20 protein-coding genes, 1 pseudogene and 1 riboswitch are annotated in these 15,758 nt (G+C 45.6%); of the genes and pseudogenes, 3 read left to right on the forward strand and 18 right to left on the reverse strand.

Annotated features, from left to right (window positions below; genetic code table 11):
• The 9 genes and pseudogenes from G470_RS0108630 to G470_RS0108670 form a co-directional block, all read right to left on the reverse strand.
• Positions 1-258: pseudogene (locus G470_RS0108630) on the reverse strand (IS30 family transposase); the annotation flags it as partial.
• Between the two features lie 88 nt (positions 259-346).
• A complete protein-coding gene (locus tag G470_RS0108635; protein WP_028274484.1) occupies positions 347-1,540 on the reverse strand; it encodes a bifunctional 3,4-dihydroxy-2-butanone-4-phosphate synthase/GTP cyclohydrolase II in 1,194 nt (397 codons plus the stop codon).
• A 23-nt stretch (positions 1,541-1,563) separates the two neighbouring features.
• Positions 1,564-2,187, reverse strand: a complete 624-nt coding sequence (locus G470_RS0108640; protein ID WP_028274485.1) for a riboflavin synthase — start codon at positions 2,185-2,187, stop codon at positions 1,564-1,566.
• An 18-nt stretch (positions 2,188-2,205) separates the two neighbouring features.
• Entirely contained in the window at positions 2,206-3,306 is a 1,101-nt protein-coding gene (ribD, locus tag G470_RS0108645; protein WP_035445411.1) for a bifunctional diaminohydroxyphosphoribosylaminopyrimidine deaminase/5-amino-6-(5-phosphoribosylamino)uracil reductase RibD, read from the reverse strand.
• Positions 3,307-3,564: 258 nt separating this feature from the next.
• Positions 3,565-3,679: riboswitch (FMN riboswitch) on the reverse strand.
• 87 nt (positions 3,680-3,766) lie between these two features.
• On the reverse strand, positions 3,767-3,919 hold the full coding sequence (locus G470_RS14155; RefSeq protein WP_084172154.1) for a fumarylacetoacetate hydrolase family protein: 153 nt from the start codon (positions 3,917-3,919) through the stop codon (positions 3,767-3,769).
• A complete protein-coding gene (locus tag G470_RS0108655; protein WP_028274487.1) occupies positions 3,916-4,158 on the reverse strand; it encodes a hypothetical protein in 243 nt (80 codons plus the stop codon). Before G470_RS0108655 ends, G470_RS14155 begins: the two co-directional genes overlap by 4 nt.
• Before the next feature lie 112 nt (positions 4,159-4,270).
• A complete protein-coding gene (locus G470_RS0108660; protein WP_028274488.1) occupies positions 4,271-4,513 on the reverse strand; it encodes a hypothetical protein in 243 nt (80 codons plus the stop codon).
• Positions 4,514-4,726: 213 nt separating this feature from the next.
• A complete protein-coding gene (gene helD, locus G470_RS0108665) occupies positions 4,727-6,889 on the reverse strand; it encodes an RNA polymerase recycling motor HelD (protein WP_028274489.1) in 2,163 nt (720 codons plus the stop codon).
• Between the two features lie 165 nt (positions 6,890-7,054).
• The gene (locus tag G470_RS0108670) at positions 7,055-7,420 is read right to left on the reverse strand and encodes an HIT family protein (RefSeq protein WP_028274490.1); all 366 of its coding nucleotides are present in this window, start codon (positions 7,418-7,420) and stop codon (positions 7,055-7,057) included.
• 177 nt (positions 7,421-7,597) lie between these two features.
• On the opposite strand from G470_RS0108670, the gene G470_RS13170 reads away from it, so the two are divergent.
• Together G470_RS13170 and G470_RS0108680 are read left to right on the forward strand one after the other, a co-directional pair.
• Entirely contained in the window at positions 7,598-8,302 is a 705-nt protein-coding gene (locus tag G470_RS13170; protein ID WP_035445412.1) for an MIP/aquaporin family protein, read from the forward strand.
• Positions 8,303-8,423: 121 nt separating this feature from the next.
• Positions 8,424-9,572, forward strand: coding sequence for an ArgE/DapE family deacylase (locus tag G470_RS0108680; protein WP_028274491.1), 1,149 nt, complete (start codon positions 8,424-8,426; stop codon positions 9,570-9,572).
• A gap of 448 nt (positions 9,573-10,020) precedes the next feature.
• Here the strand turns inward: G470_RS0108680 and G470_RS0108690 are convergent, their stop codons facing one another.
• The 9 genes from G470_RS0108690 to G470_RS15125 form a co-directional block, all read right to left on the reverse strand.
• The gene (locus tag G470_RS0108690) at positions 10,021-10,503 is read right to left on the reverse strand and encodes a nucleoside deaminase (RefSeq protein WP_028274493.1); all 483 of its coding nucleotides are present in this window, start codon (positions 10,501-10,503) and stop codon (positions 10,021-10,023) included.
• A 30-nt stretch (positions 10,504-10,533) separates the two neighbouring features.
• Entirely contained in the window at positions 10,534-10,983 is a 450-nt protein-coding gene (locus G470_RS0108695; RefSeq protein WP_028274494.1) for an NUDIX hydrolase, read from the reverse strand.
• A gap of 90 nt (positions 10,984-11,073) precedes the next feature.
• A complete protein-coding gene (locus tag G470_RS0108700) occupies positions 11,074-11,556 on the reverse strand; it encodes an SRPBCC domain-containing protein (RefSeq protein WP_028274495.1) in 483 nt (160 codons plus the stop codon).
• 115 nt (positions 11,557-11,671) lie between these two features.
• A complete protein-coding gene (locus G470_RS0108705) occupies positions 11,672-12,052 on the reverse strand; it encodes an MmcQ/YjbR family DNA-binding protein (protein ID WP_205617914.1) in 381 nt (126 codons plus the stop codon).
• Complete coding sequence (locus G470_RS0108710; protein ID WP_035445413.1) at positions 12,052-12,396, reverse strand: DUF2568 domain-containing protein; 345 nt, start codon at positions 12,394-12,396, stop codon at positions 12,052-12,054. The genes G470_RS0108705 and G470_RS0108710 overlap by 1 nt, the downstream gene beginning before the upstream one ends.
• 50 nt (positions 12,397-12,446) lie before the next feature.
• The gene (locus G470_RS0108715; RefSeq protein ID WP_035445414.1) at positions 12,447-12,929 is read right to left on the reverse strand and encodes a GNAT family N-acetyltransferase; all 483 of its coding nucleotides are present in this window, start codon (positions 12,927-12,929) and stop codon (positions 12,447-12,449) included.
• Between the two features lie 6 nt (positions 12,930-12,935).
• Positions 12,936-13,718 carry a class I SAM-dependent methyltransferase gene (locus G470_RS0108720; protein WP_028274499.1) on the reverse strand — a complete coding sequence of 261 codons (783 nt, stop codon included), beginning with the start codon at positions 13,716-13,718 and terminating at the stop codon, positions 12,936-12,938.
• Positions 13,719-14,182: 464 nt separating this feature from the next.
• The gene (locus G470_RS0108725) at positions 14,183-15,004 is read right to left on the reverse strand and encodes an AraC family transcriptional regulator (RefSeq protein ID WP_028274500.1); all 822 of its coding nucleotides are present in this window, start codon (positions 15,002-15,004) and stop codon (positions 14,183-14,185) included.
• Positions 15,005-15,238: 234 nt separating this feature from the next.
• Complete coding sequence (locus tag G470_RS15125) at positions 15,239-15,316, reverse strand: MPN domain-containing protein (protein ID WP_420806587.1); 78 nt, start codon at positions 15,314-15,316, stop codon at positions 15,239-15,241.
• Positions 15,317-15,457: 141 nt separating this feature from the next.
• Between G470_RS15125 and G470_RS0108730 the strand changes: the two genes are divergently transcribed.
• A partial coding sequence (locus G470_RS0108730; RefSeq protein ID WP_028274501.1) for a helix-turn-helix domain-containing protein occupies positions 15,458-15,758 on the forward strand: 301 nt, incomplete at its 3' end.

A 15,758-nucleotide genomic window follows, 5' to 3' on the forward strand; every position in this document is an offset into this window, starting at 1 on the left:
TTCTGAAACTTTATCTTTAATGTATTGGGTTTGTTTTCTTGTAAAGGTCTTTTTCTTAGCGCCACACTTTGATTTATTCTGTTTATACTGATCAAAGTATTCTATAATTGAACCGCCTTCCTTTAGGAAGGAAACGACATTATAGACCGGTTGATTTGATCGACCGATTTTCCGAGCAATCTTATAAGGTTTTAATCCAGTATCAAAATAAGTTTCTATCCAGCTAAGTTCTTTCATGGTAAGATGTGTGTAGGCCATTTGTGGTCACTCCTCTAATTTTCGTGGTTGGAACTTAGTGAGAGTGTATCACAAATGGTTTTCTATTTTTCTAGCTTAATTTTACAATTCAAGATTCTAAATAATGTCCTAATTTTGTGCGCTTCACTTCCAAGTAATCTTTATCTTCCGCAAAAGCCTCCACTTGGATTGGAATCCGCCTCTCTACTTTCAACCCATAGTCCTCTAAACTTTTCATTTTTAAGGGATTGTTGGTCATCAGATGCAGTCTGCTGATGCCCAAATCATCGAAGATTTGTTTGCACTCATAATACTCTCGCAAATCCACAGGGAAGCCCAGCATAAGATTTGCTTCTATCGTATCGTGCCCTTGATCTTGAAGAGCGTACGCACGGATTTTGTTTATTAACCCAATTCCGCGCCCTTCTTGCTGCATATAGAGGAGGACCCCTCTTCCTTCTTCTGCAATCTGTTTCAGAGCTGAATCGAGTTGTTGCCCACAGTCACATTTCTTAGAATGAAACACATCGCCGGTCAAACATTCCGAATGGATCCGACACAACACCGGCTCGTCTGTTTGAACGTCCCCCATCACCAAGGCAACATGATGTTCTCCCGTAAAAACATGTTCATAGGCGTACAGGTCAAAGTCGCCATATGCAGTAGGCAGTTTGGCTTTTGCTTCGCGAATCACCAAAAGTTCATTGGCTTTCCGATATTCAATCAGATCCTTGATCGTACCAATTTTGAGGTTATGCTCCTTGGCCATCACCAGCAAATCATCACGACGTGCCATCGTCCCATCTTCTTTCATCACTTCGCAGCACAGCCCCACCGGCTTCAAACCGGCCAGCCGGACAAGATCGACGGTTGCCTCCGTATGCCCATTACGAGTAAGCACGCCGCCTTTCACGGCTTCAAGCGGGAACATGTGCCCAGGACGGCGGAAATCATCGGGGCCAACGTCATCCGCCACTGCTTTCATGGCTGTGAGTGACCGTTCGTAGGCGGAGATGCCCGTCGTTGTATCAATGTAGTCGATGGATACTGTAAAAGCGGTCGAATGATGGTCTGTGTTGTGCAAACTCATCTGCGGCAATGCCAACTTTTCAGTATACTCCTTGGCCATCGGCATACAAATGAGCCCTTTTCCGTAAGTGGCCATAAAATTGATGTTCTCTGGACTGGCAAATTCCGCTGCACAGATGAGATCTCCTTCGTTTTCACGGTCCTCATCATCAACCAAGAGAATGTTTTTCCCTGCCTTTAAGTCTTCCAATAGTTCTTCAATCGTGTTAAACATGGTGTCTTCTCCTTTTCGTTCCTTCATGCCTTCTGTGCATCTTTTTTGACTGACTGAGGAACCAGCCCCAATAATTTCTCAACATATTTTCCAATCATGTCGCATTCGAGATTGACGGTATCCCCTACTTTTTTCTTCAAAAGTGTTGTTTGTTCAGCAGTGTGGGGAATGATGGCTACTGCAAAGGAGTGCTCATCCACAGCCGCGACTGTCAGGCTGATACCGTCAATAGCAATGGAACCTTTTTCGATGATGTAGCGCAGAAGATTTGAATCAGTCGCGACCGTCACCCATACTGCATTGTCGTCTTCCTTATACTTTTTGATTACACCTGTGCCATCGATGTGCCCACTTACAATGTGCCCACCCAATCTTTTCTGAAGGTTCATTGCGCGTTCCAGATTGGCTTCATGACCCGTTTCCAACTCACCGATGTTGGAGCGGTCCAACGTTTCAGCCATCACATCCGCTTCAAATCCCCCCGCCAGCAACTGGGTGACCGTGAGACAAACCCCATTGACGGAGATGCTGTCCCCGATGGCAGTCCCTTCAAGCACGGTATCGGCCTCAATGGTTAAAACGGAAGAGGCTTCTCCTCTTTTGACTTGTTTTACTTTTCCAATTTCTTCGATGATTCCTGTAAACATTTTTTCTTCCTTTCCCAGTTATTTTTGTATGTTCCCCTCAAGAAAGACATCTTCTCCACTCATCCGTATCATGACATTTGCTACTGGAAAGGCCTCGCTCAGATGGTCGATACCTTTCCCGCCTATGGGAGTGGGTGAGCCGGTGCCTCCAATGATCTTAGGAGCGATATACATCTGAACTTTGTCTACAATGCCTGCTTCCAAGGCGGAAAAGTTTAACGTCGCTCCTCCCTCCAACAAAATACTGTCGATATTTCTCCGTCCCAACTCGGTCATCGCTTCTTGCAAATCTACTCTGCCCTGTCTCTCCGCTACGGGGAGAAGCGTCACTCCCTTATCGATGAGATGCGCCGCCTTTTCTTGATGTGCTTGATGAGTGGTGAGGATGATGGTCGGAGCTTCTTCTTGCCGCTGCAACACGTTTGCTTCCAGGGGAATTCTCAAGTGACTGTCCACCACGATGCGTATGGGATTCTTGCTGCCGGGAAAGCGGGCGGTCAGTTGGGGATTGTCGGTCACCACCGTGTTCACTCCCACCATGATTCCCGTCAAGTGACTCCGGGTTTGATGAACTTGTTTGCGCGATGCTTCTCCCGAAATCCACTTGGATTCCCCTGTCCGGGTGGCGACTTTTCCGTCCAGGCTCATAGCCGCCTTCAGTACCACAAAAGGTTTCCTTTCGGTTATGAACTTCATGAACACTTCGTTCAACTGTTGGCTTTCCTCAGAAAGGATACCTGAGACCACTTCGATTCCTGCTGCTTTTATTCTTTCAACGCCGCGACCGGCTACTAAAGGATTAGGGTCTAGCGCCCCAACAACTACCCGCTTCACTTTTTTCTGCACAATCAGATCGGCACACGGCGGCGTTTTCCCATAGTGGGAGCACGGTTCCAAGGTGACATATAGGGTGGCTCCTTCCGCATTCTCGGTGGCAGAGGCAAATGCATTTACTTCCGCATGAGCTTCGCCATACTTTTCATGGTATCCCTCCCCGATGATGCGGTCATTTTTTACAAGGATGGCCCCTACCATGGGGTTGGGTGGTACAAACCCTTTGCCTTTTTCTGCTAATGACAGTGCTCTGCGCATGTAGTGTTCATCTTTGTTTTCATTCATTTGGATTGCCTCCTTTACATAGAAAAAAGCCCTGACGAAATATCATCAGGGCTTTACCTACTGGTCTCCTTCTTTACTAATGAGTTCATAAAAAAGGTGATATCCAGGCCAACGAAACCTTTTTACCAAGAACCTTTTTTTGCATTAAAAACGCCCTGGAATAAAAACTATTCCAGGGCGTATGTACTCATATGTAAATACCATTCAAGAAACTTGAAGGGCAGCCAAAAAACAGCTACTCTTCGTGTCTTTTTTATTTATTGTCCTCTCTTTATCCAGACTGTACTGTCGGCTTCGGAATCTAACCGAATCTGCCTTGCGGCTCGTGGGCTCTACCACCGGTCGGGAATCTCACCCTGCCCTGAAGACTATTTAATTATTTAACAACAGCATACTTCCTTTTATCCTTGCTGTCAACTTTCATAAAAATATTCATCAGTACGCAGAAGTTTGTGCCACTTTACCTCAGTGTATTCTTCAACACACCGATGTTTTCAATGCTGACTTCCAACGTCTCTCCCGGTTTCAGCCACTCTCGCTCTTCTTCCGGATAGCCGAGGACGACGCCTTCCGGGGTACCGGTGAAAATCACATCTCCCGGCTTCAACGTCATATGTCTGGATCGGGAATCACCGGGGCATACGTGAAGTCTTCTTCGGACAAGAACGGCCCGGTCGCTGTTTCTGCCAGTTGCTTCAAGTCAGACAAATCGTTTTGTTCGATGAGTGCTTTCATCGTTTCCGGCACACTCAGTCCCTGTTTGGCGGCGGCCGCTTTCACATCTAAAACACCTTTGTCTGTTTTCAAACCGATTGTTGTTTCTCCATCCACTTGGACGTTCACTAATTTCATCTCTCATTTCCGCCCATCCTATTCTTCTTAAGTCTACAATACGCCTTTTCCGGCACAAAGAAAAGGCACCCTCCAATGGTGGAAAACGCCCTGTAACACCGTTCGTTTTGTTTTATGTATTCTTCAAAAGACTTTTCGCTGCGTCGACGGCTTCCTGCAGCGCCTCTTGAAGGGCTTGCCTTTCTTCTTCGGTCAACGCACTCACCGTTCTGCTCAGCGTGTCCGGTTCACTGGAACAGAGCACTTCCGCTTGTTCGATTAAACGGTTAAGAATGGATTGTTTTCTTTCGGCTGAAAGACTGGACGTGAGGGTGGCTTGCACATTTGCGCGCAGTTCTCTTGCGATTTCAACCATAAACGTACACATCCTTTCATCTATTCCGCCAAAAATTTTCTTGGTCAAAATAGATTAGTATGATCGTTAACTAGTGTACCAGTATTTTTGAATAAAAAACGAAATACTTGTAAATATCGCTAATTTATATTCAATTTGTCGCGGGTTTGTCATACTTGAAACATTGAGAGATAAAAACAGGCACTCTCCATTTGGAAAGCGCCCGTTTCTTCATTATCTCGTTTCCGCCAGCAACTCCGGCAGTTGGTCTTTATAGGTGACCACCAAGTTCTTCATCGCACGCGAAACGGCGGTGTAGAGAATTTTGATGCTGCGGTCGGTCACGTAGTTGTCTTTAGAAACGTTGTAAAGCAAGACATTGTCAAACTCCAACCCTTTTGCCAAGTTGATCGGGTAAACTTCGACAGCGGACGCATCCAAATCGCTACGCTGGATCACGGTCCCTACTTCCCGCGCTTCCGCATCGGTTTTGGTGATGATGGTCAGGCTGCCGAACTCCCTTGCGGCTTTCTCAATGACGTGCTGCAGCTCCATAAACGAGCTGTACGGAACAAAACTCGGTTCTTTTCCTTCTTTCCGAACCGGGATGATATCCATCTCTTTGTTGTTGGTCGCCAACCGTTTGAACAACTGGGTGATGGCGCCGCTTGAACGGTAACTGTTCAACAAGTCGTACCGCTTCACCTCCGCATCGCGCCCTTCAAACAACCGATCGATGTCGTCAAACGACATGCCTGAATTGAAAATGGCCTGGTTTTCGTCGCCGACCATCGTGAACCCGCTCCTCGGGAATAAGTCCATCAACAGGCTGAGCTGTGCCGTCGTGTAATCCTGCACTTCGTCGATCAACACAAACCGCATATTCGGCACGCTGATTTTTTCCACCAAGTTGTGCTGAATCGTCATGAAGATGACCGCTTCATCCAACGTGTACGTCTTCCCGGAGAAGGCATACTCTTTGTCGGTGTAGCCGGCATATAATTCCTTGAACAACGCCGTGGTGTCGATCCACGCGTTTTGTTCGATGCCGAGGGTGATGGCTCGATACTTTTTGTTCAACAGCTTGGCTGCGTACCGGTGGAGGTTTTTCTCGGAATCCTCTGTGAGGACTTTTCCGAAATGCTTCTGCTGTTGTTCTTCAGACAACAACATCACGTTGTCTTGGACAGAGCGCTTTTTCGAATGCCGGTTCAGACGGCTTTCCCACTCATCCATCAACACCCGTTTGGTCGCCTGCAGCTTGTCGATCAAGTTCTCAAAATTCGGCGTGGTATGATAAATTTCCATGATTTTTTCTTTGGAAATGACGACTTTTCCTCTGCGCGTCAAGTCTTTGAAAAAAGACGGTGACGGGAGAAAATGTGCGTCCGATTGCTTGATGTGGTCCACGAAGCCTTTGCTGCGCAGAACCGCGGTCTGTTCGTCGACCTGTTTGGAACTGACGCGTTCGAAATACGCGTCTTCCGGTTCGACGTCCATCGGCGAAAAGCGTTCCGCAAACTGTAGCAGCGTCACGTTCAACGGGTTCCGCTCCCCTAGGGACGGCAAGACGTTCGAGATGTACTCGATGAACCGGTCGTTTGGAGAGAGAATCAAAATGTTGTCAGCGGTAATCTGTTGGCGGTACGTATACAGCAAGTACGCAATCCGCTGCATGATGGCCGACGTCTTCCCGCTTCCGGCTATCCCGTTGACCAAAATGTGTTTGTTCGCGGTGTCCCGGATGATCACATTTTGTTCTCTTTGGATGGTGGCGGTGATGTCCTGCATCTCATTCGTTGCATCCTGTTCCAAGGCTTCCAACAGCACATCGTCCTGGATGGCGATGGAAGAATCAAAGTACTTGAGCAACCGGTCTTTTTCGATGATAAATTGTCTTCTGTTTTGAATGTCCACGTCGTTTTTGTAGCCATTCACTGAGTAAGAAGACGGTCCGAGTGTATTGTTGTAAAAGAGTTCGGCGATCGGGGAACGCCAGTCATAAACCAAGTTGTTCCGCTCTTCATCCGCAAAATGGTGGATGCCGATGTAGAACTGGTCCTGGTCGCCATCCTCCAAAAATTCCACGTTGATTTTCCCGAAATACGGGGACTCCAACAGCCGCTTCACTTTTTCCAGGCGGGAGGCAGCCACTTGGTTCCGGATGTTCATCTGATCGATTTCCCGGTTCTTGGCCTCGATTGCCGAGAGAGTTTCCAAGTTGTCTGCGTAGTTGTCAAAGTTCAAACGGACGTCTTCGGACAATTCCTTGACTGCCGCAAGTCCGTTTTCCTTCGCGTCTTTCAACTGCTCTTCCAGTTCCAAGCCGGTTTTGAGCAGCTTTTTGTATACTTTATCCAAATACTGCTCTTCCAACTGTCTTTCCGTATCAATCATGCACACACTCTCCTTTACACATAGCGCAACCGATTATGTTACACTCTTTCACCGAAGAAAGCAAGTGCTTTCTGTCTCTTGTGTATCATATACCTTTTGACGTAAAAAAAACAACCCTTTCCCCCGGAGGAAAAAGGGTCATACTAAGCAAACGAAACGCGGCGCTTACGGTTGCTTCGGCAGGATGTTGCGGATGCCGCCTTTGGGATTTTGGACGTCCCCTTCGTAACGTGGAATCAAATGGAGGTGGGCGTGCCGCACCGACTGTCCCGCCGCTGTTCCGCAGTTGGCGCCGATGTTGTAGGCAGCCGGTTGGAATTCCCTGTCCACCAACTTCTTCGCCTGCACCAGCAGTTCAGAGACCGCACTGTGCTCTTCCGGCGTCAACTCAAAAAAGTCCGGTACATGGCGTTTGGTGATAACCAGAAAGTGCCCCGGTGAAGACGGCGATTCGTCATAAAACCCGGCCGCCAGTTCATTTTCAATCAAAAAGCTTTTTTCATCTTTGTTGCAGTAATAACAGTTTTCCATCCCGCATCTCCCTTTCCGTCTTTTCTTCTACTTCCATCATACGGGAAGGAAACGCTTTTTCAAAGTTCTCCCAATCCCTCTCATAAATATTCAAAATTTTCGGTATAAAAAAGATAGAAAGTGCACGGTCTTATGTGCTACTCTATTAGAGGTCTTATATGAAAAAGGAGAATGTATATGAGTAAGAAAGCAATCGCAGAGGCCATTGGAACCTTTGCGTTAGTATTGGTTGGTACAGGAGCAGCCGTTTTGGGTGACGGACAAGCCGGCATCTTGGCAGTCGGACTGGCATTCGGGCTGACCGTTGTGGCGATGGCCTACAGCGTTGGAACGATTTCAGGCGCTCACCTGAACCCCGCAGTCAGTTTGGCCATGTACTTGAACAAACGCCTCAGTCTTTCCGGACTGATCACTTACATTATCGCGCAATTGGTTGGGGCGGCAGCTGGTTCGGCTACGCTGTACTTCTTCCTCACGCAAGCTGGAAGAGACACCACGAACATCGGCGCCACTGTGTTGGCAGAAGGCCTGACGATTCCAGGCGGCTTTGTCATTGAAGTGGTCTTGACCTTCTTGTTCGTGTTGGTCATCATGACAGCGACCGGACGGAATGGCAATCCGCATACAGCCGGACTCATCATCGGGTTGACTCTGACAGCCATGATTTTGGTTGGAGGAAACATCACCGGAGCTTCCTACAACCCAGCCCGCAGTTTCGGACCGGCCCTCTTTGCAGGCGGAGCAGCGGTATCCCAGTTGTGGCTCTACACATTGGCGCCTCTTTTGGGCGGTGCCTTGGCTGCCGTTGTGGCCAAACACGTCTTGGACACCGAAGAAGGCGCACCAGGAGCGGAACAAGAAAAAGCGGAAACCATCGCTTAATTTGGAAAGAACCAGACAGAAAGCTGTCTGGTTCTTTTTTTGTTTTGGCTGTCTGGAAATACACATTCAAAAAGTATGATATGATTGTTAGTGGACAGAAAAAATTCGGGAGGTACCCTGCATGAAGCGTTTTACAGAAGCAGAGAAGTTACAGATTCTAGCAGATGTCATCGCCATCAAATCGGTGAATGAAAACGAAATTGAAGTGGCGAATTACTTAAAAGAGCTGTTTGCCGAATACGGCATCGAATCGAAAATCGTTCCAGTCACAGACACCCGTGTCAACTTGGTGGCTGAAATCGGAAGCGGAAAACCGGTCATCGGCGTGTCCGGTCACATGGACGTTGTTTCTCCAGGAGACGAGAGCGAGTGGACTTCTGATCCGTTCACACTGACCGAACGTGACGGCAAGTTGTACGGCCGCGGCACAAACGACATGAAAGCCGGCTTGATCAACCTGGCGTTGACCATGATTGAACTCAAAGAAAACGATGAATTGAAAAAAGGCACGGTCCGCTTCATGGCCACAACCGGTGAAGAAGTCGGCGGCGCCGGTTCGAAAAAACTTTACGAAGAAGGCTACATGGACGACGTGGATTACCTGTGGGTGGCAGAACCTTCTCCATCCACCATCATCTATTCCCACAAAGGGTCTCTGAACTTGCGTGTCACTTCCACTGGAGAAGCGGCGCACAGCTCGATGCCTCACTTTGGGTACAACGCCATTAACCCGTTGATGGCCTACCTTTTAGAAATGGACGAAAAGTTGAACGGCGACGAACGCGAAAATGATGTTCTCGGCAAATTGGTTATGAGCACCACCATCTTCAACGCCGGAAACCAAGTCAACTCCATCCCGGAAAAAGCGGTAGCCGAAATCAATGTGCGGACGATTCAAGAATTCGACAACGACGAAGTGATCGACTTGTTCCGCAAGACAGCGGATAAATACAATGCAGACGGCGCGAAAATCGATGTGGAAGTGACCATGTCGCTACCAAGCGTCTTCACTACCGGTGAGTCCGATATGGTCGAATTGACGAAAAAACTGGGCAAGAAACACTTGGGATTGGACATCGACGTGAAAGGCTCTCCTGGGGCAACAGATGCCTCCAACCTCTTGCGCGACAAAGGAGACGACTTCCCGTTCATGATGTACGGTCCGGGCGAGACGAAAATGGCGCACAAAACCGATGAGTACGTCTACAAAGACTACTACTTCGCCTTCTTCGACATCTACAAAGAATTGATTTTGGGATTGACGAAATAAACCGTCTTCCTACATTCACAAAAGGTGACCACCCATAACGGCGGTCACCTTTTTGCTATTTATTTTTTCTGAAATTCCTTCCATTTGTTTCATTATGTGTCTGCTCATGGTACAATTAGGCGCTTTATGATACATGAACGGAGCCAACAAGCCTCCGATAAGCGACAAAACATGGAGGTATACGAAGATGAATAAACGATGGACGATTAATGAAATCAACCAATTTGTGGAGAAAAGCTCAGAAAGTCGGTTGCTGTCAACGGAATTCCACGGCTTCTCCCAAAAACTCTCATTCGAATGTGCATGCGGCGCCCAATTCGAAAAGACTTTTACTAAATTCAAAAACAAACACCAACGCAAATGTGACGTGTGCCAGCCCCCAAAAGCCTCACGTTAACCCTGTAGATGAAAGAAGCACCCGCCAAAAACGGCTGGTGCTTCTTTTGCTTTACGCTTTTCCTTTATGGAGTTGACGGTGGAGTTCACGCACTTGTTCCGCCAACTCAGGAACCGGACCGTCGACAGAAGTATCGCGAATCACTTCTTGGATCGACAGGTTCCGCACACGTGACGGCGCCACGCCAAATTCTTCCAGCCACTGTACCAGCTGTTCAGAAGAACTGGCGTACACAATACGCCCCAAACCTGCCCAACCGTGAGCGGCCGCACACATCGGACAATGTTCGCCGGAAGTATACACGGTCGCCTTGCTTCTTTCTTCAGGTGTCATATGATTGGCTGCCCAGCGCGCGATGGCAAATTCCGGGTGTTGGGTATGGTCGCCTCCAAACACGTGGTTGTGGTCCTCAAACAGCACCTCTCCGTCCGCGGAGACCAGCACCGACCCAAATGGTTCATCGCCCTTTTCTAACGCTGTACGGGCCAATTCCACGCACCTTTTTAAGTGTTTCAAATCTGTATCGGTAATCATCTCGCAATTCTCCTCCAATTTTTATCCTGCTTACTTCTTTCTGTCTATATACGCTTCAATGAAGCCTTTATCAGTATGCGTCAATGCATCCGGCAGGTTATCTAATGCGAAATACTTCATGTCTTTCGATTCGCTGTAATCAATCGTTAAATTCCCACGGATATCGTTTGTATAGTAAACGGCGGTTGCCGAATAGAGTTCATCGCCATTTTGAACTTTTAAGTAATACTCCGAACCAGAATAGACATTAAGTAAATTTAGTTTTCCAACCACCAATCCCGTTTCTTCAAAAACCTCCCTTTTGGCCACTTCTTCAAAACTCTCTCCCAAGTCCATCAGACCACCCGGCAATCCCCAGTTTCCATTATGCCTTTTTTGCAACAATACTTCTTCTTCCTCATTCAACATAATGACAACCGATCCTGGTAAAATGATCGGCTGATGTCCCACATGCTGTCTCAGATATTTGAAGTACTCCATCAGCATCCCCCCTCTTTGAAACAACTCCTTGCGTATCTTCAAAAAGGTTTGCCACTATCGAAGCAGCAAACCTTTTAACATACCGTTGCCCTATCTTGTCTCGACAAAACTTTCAAGATTTTCTAGACTGGAGGTCAATCCGTCGATGTGGTCATCCTTTTTGATTCCTTCCGGGACGTTCTCCGCCACAATCGTCACTCGTGTGCCTTCCAGCACTTCTTCAAAATACCAGGTCATGACCATGTTGCCGGCAAAGTCAGGATCATCTGAGTCAAACATTCCTGCAGTGGCAATTTTCTTGTCCGGAATCAATTCAACAAAAGTGCCTTCTGACACATCCGTGTTTTCAGTGGTCTTTCCTGCCATTTCTTGCTCTTCTCCAAATGTGAGGGTGAGCCGGTATCTCCCACCGACATGCGGTTCAAAAAGGCTCATATCCCCCCTCATCCCTTCCGGCGGCAACCATTGGACGAGAGAATCTGGGTCCATGAATGCTTGATAGAGAGTGTGCGGCGAGACGTCGATGACTCTTGAAACAGTGTCGATTCTTCCGGCCTTCACTTCTTCTTCCATCACAAACTCTCCTTTATGAGTGAGTTTTACAGTGCTCTTTTTCCAAGTATACCATCATCGGCTTTGGACCCGCATCCTAAGCGCTCTGCATAGCAATCATGAAGTTCCCGCCGGCTCACTTTGTTAAATGAAAGCTTTGCTCAATCAAGTTATACACATCCCCTTGTGCATCGGTACGTTCCAAAACAAGTGAAATCCAATGTTCCTTATTCATGTGATACCCAGGGAAAACATTGTACCCGTTTCTCAGGCTGTCATTTATTTCGGGAAGACACTTCAAATTCAGAATGTCTATTTTATCTGTTCCCTCCAGCCCCAGATTTTCCGGAAGGACATTCATGATGATACCGTACCATGATCCGGACGAATGCCTTAAAACGGCGTACTGAGGAAACTTTTTCCATGGATAATCTGGTTCAGTGCCATAATTTTTTCTAACGTATTCAAAGACTTCTTCCCTTGTCAACATATTGAATGCTCCTTCCTGTTGTTTCACTAAACAACTCCTTGCAGTCTCAACAGGTAAATCAATGCCAAGTCTAAGAACGCCGTAACTGTGTAAATGATGCCGGCCCTCTCTCCAAATAATTGAAAGAAGCCGTACGCTCCTATACCGAACACTACGATTTCCAACATAAGCTTGGGGATGCCTTGCAAAGCATACTTGGCTTTCGGTGCTCCGAACAAGCTCCATACGACTACAATCGCGATTCCCAGCAACGGGAAGAGAAGCTTATGGGAAACGTTTCTTGCAAGCACCCCTCCGCCAATCAATCCGCCAACTGTCGCCACTTCAATTAAAAAACGCACCACATATAAAATCACTCCCGCCGCTCCCATCTTGTTCCCCCTCACTTTCCTTTTCTATTTACCGTTACAACGCCACTGAGTCACCGTTCAATGGAATAAATGGCCTGCTCCGCTCCAAATCTCGTAGTGGTTCGTTCTAACTTCATCCCTAATCTTTCCAACAGCTTACGAGAGGAGACATTCGCAGTTTGAGTTTCCGCAATTACCTTTGAAAGATTTAATTCAGTGAAAGCAACACGTAGGATAAACCCCACCGTCTCTGTGGCATATCCTCTTCCCCACCAATCCGGTAAAAATTGATAGGAGATCTCAACGTACGTTCCATCGTGGTGAGGGTCAATGGAGATCAATCCGATAAAATAATCCGTGTGTTTTTCTCTGACAACCCAATAATAGGAATCTTCGCTTGAATGAAGCATGTCGTCTAACACAGCTTCAACGGCCTCTTCCTTACGTATGCCTCCAAGATATTTTCTTACTTCATGATTGAGATATAGTTTTTTCACCTCAGCAGAATCGGATTCCTTAAAGGCATGAATCGAACACCGTTTGGTTTCAAACAACTTGTTTCATCCCCTCTTCGTCTTCACAGCCCGAGTAGCGATAAACGTTTTGATGTGTTTGTCCAACAGTCTTGTCCCGCCAAAATCGTCTTCATAAAAACCGGTCAGAACAAACCCTGCATCCATCTGGCCTTGAATTTGATCTTCCAAAGTATGGGCGTATTCGATTGTCTGATGGGAGTTGAGGTGCTCTTGCACTTCATCCTCAGGCAAATGATCCAACGTTGAAGAAGGAATAGAATGTTTCACTTCGAGAATTCCTTTTTGTTCTTGTGTGTCGTCAAAAATCCATAACAGAGGATTCGTGAATCCAGCGATTAAAATGCCTTCTGGTTTCAACACTCTCGCTGCTTCAAGCCAGACAGGCCGCACCTGTTCGACGAACAAGTTGGAGACAGGATGAACAATTAGCTCAAACGATTCATCCTCAAAGCCGCTGAGGTCGGACATATCCCCTTGAACGGTTTTCAAGGTTAATCCATCACGTTGTGCGACCTTTTCATCCTGTTCCAATTGCTTTTTAGAGATATCCACCACCGTCACATCCGCTCCCGCCGCAGCTAAAACGGGGGCTTGTTGGCCGCCGCCGGATGCCAAACAAAGAACGTTCAGCCCCTCCAATGATTCAGGAAACCACTCTCTTGGCACTGATTTTTCGGTTGTAACCGTAATTGCCCAGTCGCCGGACCTACTTTTTTCAATCACTTCACTGCTCACAGGTCGGGTGTACGTAGAACCTTCCTCCACTTTTTTATCCCAAGCCATCCCATTGTGCTTTGTTGCATCCATTCCCTTTCCCCCTAATAGTAACGTTAGTCTGTTTCTCCAACAACGCGTCTTATAAATATGGTTCATTCACTTTCATACATATTACCATAACCACACTTATTTATTGATAGACCTATATAATGAAGAATCACCTTCTCGGCCACACTCCAAAGCATAAAAAAAAGAACCTCTTCGAAAAGAGGTTCTTTTGATAAACGAAAATGTAAAATTAACGTTTTGAGAAATATACAGATATATTCTGAGTATATTGAATACATTACAATCCATTTATATCAACGTTTTTGGAGTTGTTATATGGATAAAAATGTATGGAAAAGGATTGAAATTGACATTACTTGAACCAATTTGAACCAATATTATAGGTGTTAGTTGAATACATTTTAAAGTCTTTTATCATAGAGCTTATTCAAGCATCCGTATGTTTAATAAGTAAAAGAGAGGTCACAAAGACCTCCCTCTAACCATTATCTTTTCTGAACAGGAATCCAAATTTCAGTTTTATCGTTAATTCCTCTTACAAATTCAGGAGCCTCAGCTAATTCATAACCAGATGTTGGGAACCATTCGGTATATACTCGCTCCCAAGTCGATAATAAAGCGTCTGGCATTTCTCCTGTTGCTTGAAATACTGCCCATGTTTGAGCAGGGATATCCAAGGTCTCAAGCTCTTTTGGACATGGTTTAGTTGTAGCTGTAGCAATATAGTAATCCATGTCTCCATTCTCTTTTGTCAAGGTAATATTTAGTATACCAGAAAACGAAGTATTATCGTATGTCCGAATAGACTCTTCTATTTCTTTGATATGCTCCCACATTTTTGGATTGAATTCTGCCTCACTAGAAGCTACTGTTTCTTTTTTCCCAACAACGGTAAAAGCCTCTTTCTCAACAAATTTGTAATTCATTTCAACATCTCCTTTAATCGAAATTTGAAAGGTCATCCGAGGATACGCTTTTAAAGGAACATCTGCATTTTTCACTATACTAGGTTTAACTCCATGTAATGCTTGAAATGCTCTTGAAAACGAATCTGGCGAGTTGTAGCCATACTTAATCGCTACATCAATCACTCTCATTTCACTTTTTATTAAATCAAATGCAGCTAAAGTCAATCGCCTTCTACGCACATATTCTGCCAAGGTGATTCCCGCTATAAAAGAAAACATTCGTTTAAAATGGTGATCAGAGAAATGTGTTATCTTTGCAACTTCCTTGTAGTTAATATCATCTTCCAAATGGTTTTCGATATAGCTTATTGCTGCGTTCATCCTTTCAAGCAAATCCATTAAATAACCTCCCTTCACTTTTTAACATAACAAAATAAACATTAAACGCTCCGATATATTCCGTTCAGGTTTGTAGGATGTATATGTAAATGTAAACGTAATTTACTTTTTAAGAACAATTTTTCATTTATTAAATGAAAATACAAATATATCTAAAGAAAAAGGAAGTTGTTTCCCCCTTCTAAATATAGCCTTTCTCTTTTAAGCTGGTAAAACTATTGTCACCATTTACAACTAAGTGGTCAAGCCCAGTAGCTTTCCAGCTTCGACTAACCTTCTTGTAACATTTATATCTTCCAATGATGGAGTCACATCACAACTAGGGTGGAAATGATTGTGTTATTTTATATAAGTTCGGTATTGCCTAATAAAAAAGAATCCCTTTAGATTATTTAATACCTGAACTGCACCCCAATTGTTAGACACAACTAACAATTGGAGGTGCAGTTTTTTATGGCTAAATTTACAGCTGAAGAAAAATTACAAGCCGTTCTAAGGTATTTGAATGGCAATGAAAGCTTCAAAACAATCGCTCAATCAATCGGGGCTGATGATAAAATTATTCGAGTTTGGAAGAAACAATATGAACATAACGGTGTAGAAGCGTTTATAAAACGATATACAAACTACACCCCACAGTTTAAACTAGATGTACTAAACTTCATGATTGAAAACGGTACGTCCTTCAATGAAACAGCGGCTATTTTTGGTATAGCAGCTCCATCCACGATTCTACAGTGGCGAAAACAGTTTG

The sequence above is a fragment of the Atopococcus tabaci DSM 17538 genome, assembly GCF_000429585.1.
GTDB lineage: Bacteria > Bacillota > Bacilli > Lactobacillales > Carnobacteriaceae_A > Atopococcus > Atopococcus tabaci.

What these genes read in the sequence shown, in the direction of transcription:
- G470_RS0108635 (WP_028274484.1), bottom strand. Translation starts at nt 1,540, where the DNA reads ATGTTTAACACGATTGAAGAACTATTGGAAGACTTAAAGGCAGGGAAA.
- G470_RS0108640 (WP_028274485.1), bottom strand. Translation starts at nt 2,187, where the DNA reads ATGTTTACAGGAATCATCGAAGAAATTGGAAAAGTAAAACAAGTCAAA.
- ribD (WP_035445411.1), bottom strand. Translation starts at nt 3,306, where the DNA reads ATGAATGAAAACAAAGATGAACACTACATGCGCAGAGCACTGTCATTA.
- G470_RS14155 (WP_084172154.1), bottom strand. Translation starts at nt 3,919, where the DNA reads ATGACGTTGAAGCCGGGAGATGTGATTTTCACCGGTACCCCGGAAGGC.
- G470_RS0108655 (WP_028274487.1), bottom strand. Translation starts at nt 4,158, where the DNA reads ATGAAATTAGTGAACGTCCAAGTGGATGGAGAAACAACAATCGGTTTG.
- G470_RS0108660 (WP_028274488.1), bottom strand. Translation starts at nt 4,513, where the DNA reads ATGGTTGAAATCGCAAGAGAACTGCGCGCAAATGTGCAAGCCACCCTC.
- helD (WP_028274489.1), bottom strand. Translation starts at nt 6,889, where the DNA reads ATGATTGATACGGAAAGACAGTTGGAAGAGCAGTATTTGGATAAAGTA.
- G470_RS0108670 (WP_028274490.1), bottom strand. Translation starts at nt 7,420, where the DNA reads ATGGAAAACTGTTATTACTGCAACAAAGATGAAAAAAGCTTTTTGATT.
- G470_RS13170 (WP_035445412.1), top strand. Translation starts at nt 7,598, where the DNA reads ATGAGTAAGAAAGCAATCGCAGAGGCCATTGGAACCTTTGCGTTAGTA.
- G470_RS0108680 (WP_028274491.1), top strand. Translation starts at nt 8,424, where the DNA reads ATGAAGCGTTTTACAGAAGCAGAGAAGTTACAGATTCTAGCAGATGTC.
- G470_RS0108690 (WP_028274493.1), bottom strand. Translation starts at nt 10,503, where the DNA reads ATGATTACCGATACAGATTTGAAACACTTAAAAAGGTGCGTGGAATTG.
- G470_RS0108695 (WP_028274494.1), bottom strand. Translation starts at nt 10,983, where the DNA reads ATGGAGTACTTCAAATATCTGAGACAGCATGTGGGACATCAGCCGATC.
- G470_RS0108700 (WP_028274495.1), bottom strand. Translation starts at nt 11,556, where the DNA reads ATGGAAGAAGAAGTGAAGGCCGGAAGAATCGACACTGTTTCAAGAGTC.
- G470_RS0108710 (WP_035445413.1), bottom strand. Translation starts at nt 12,396, where the DNA reads ATGGGAGCGGCGGGAGTGATTTTATATGTGGTGCGTTTTTTAATTGAA.
- G470_RS0108720 (WP_028274499.1), bottom strand. Translation starts at nt 13,718, where the DNA reads ATGGATGCAACAAAGCACAATGGGATGGCTTGGGATAAAAAAGTGGAG.
- G470_RS0108725 (WP_028274500.1), bottom strand. Translation starts at nt 15,004, where the DNA reads ATGGATTTGCTTGAAAGGATGAACGCAGCAATAAGCTATATCGAAAAC.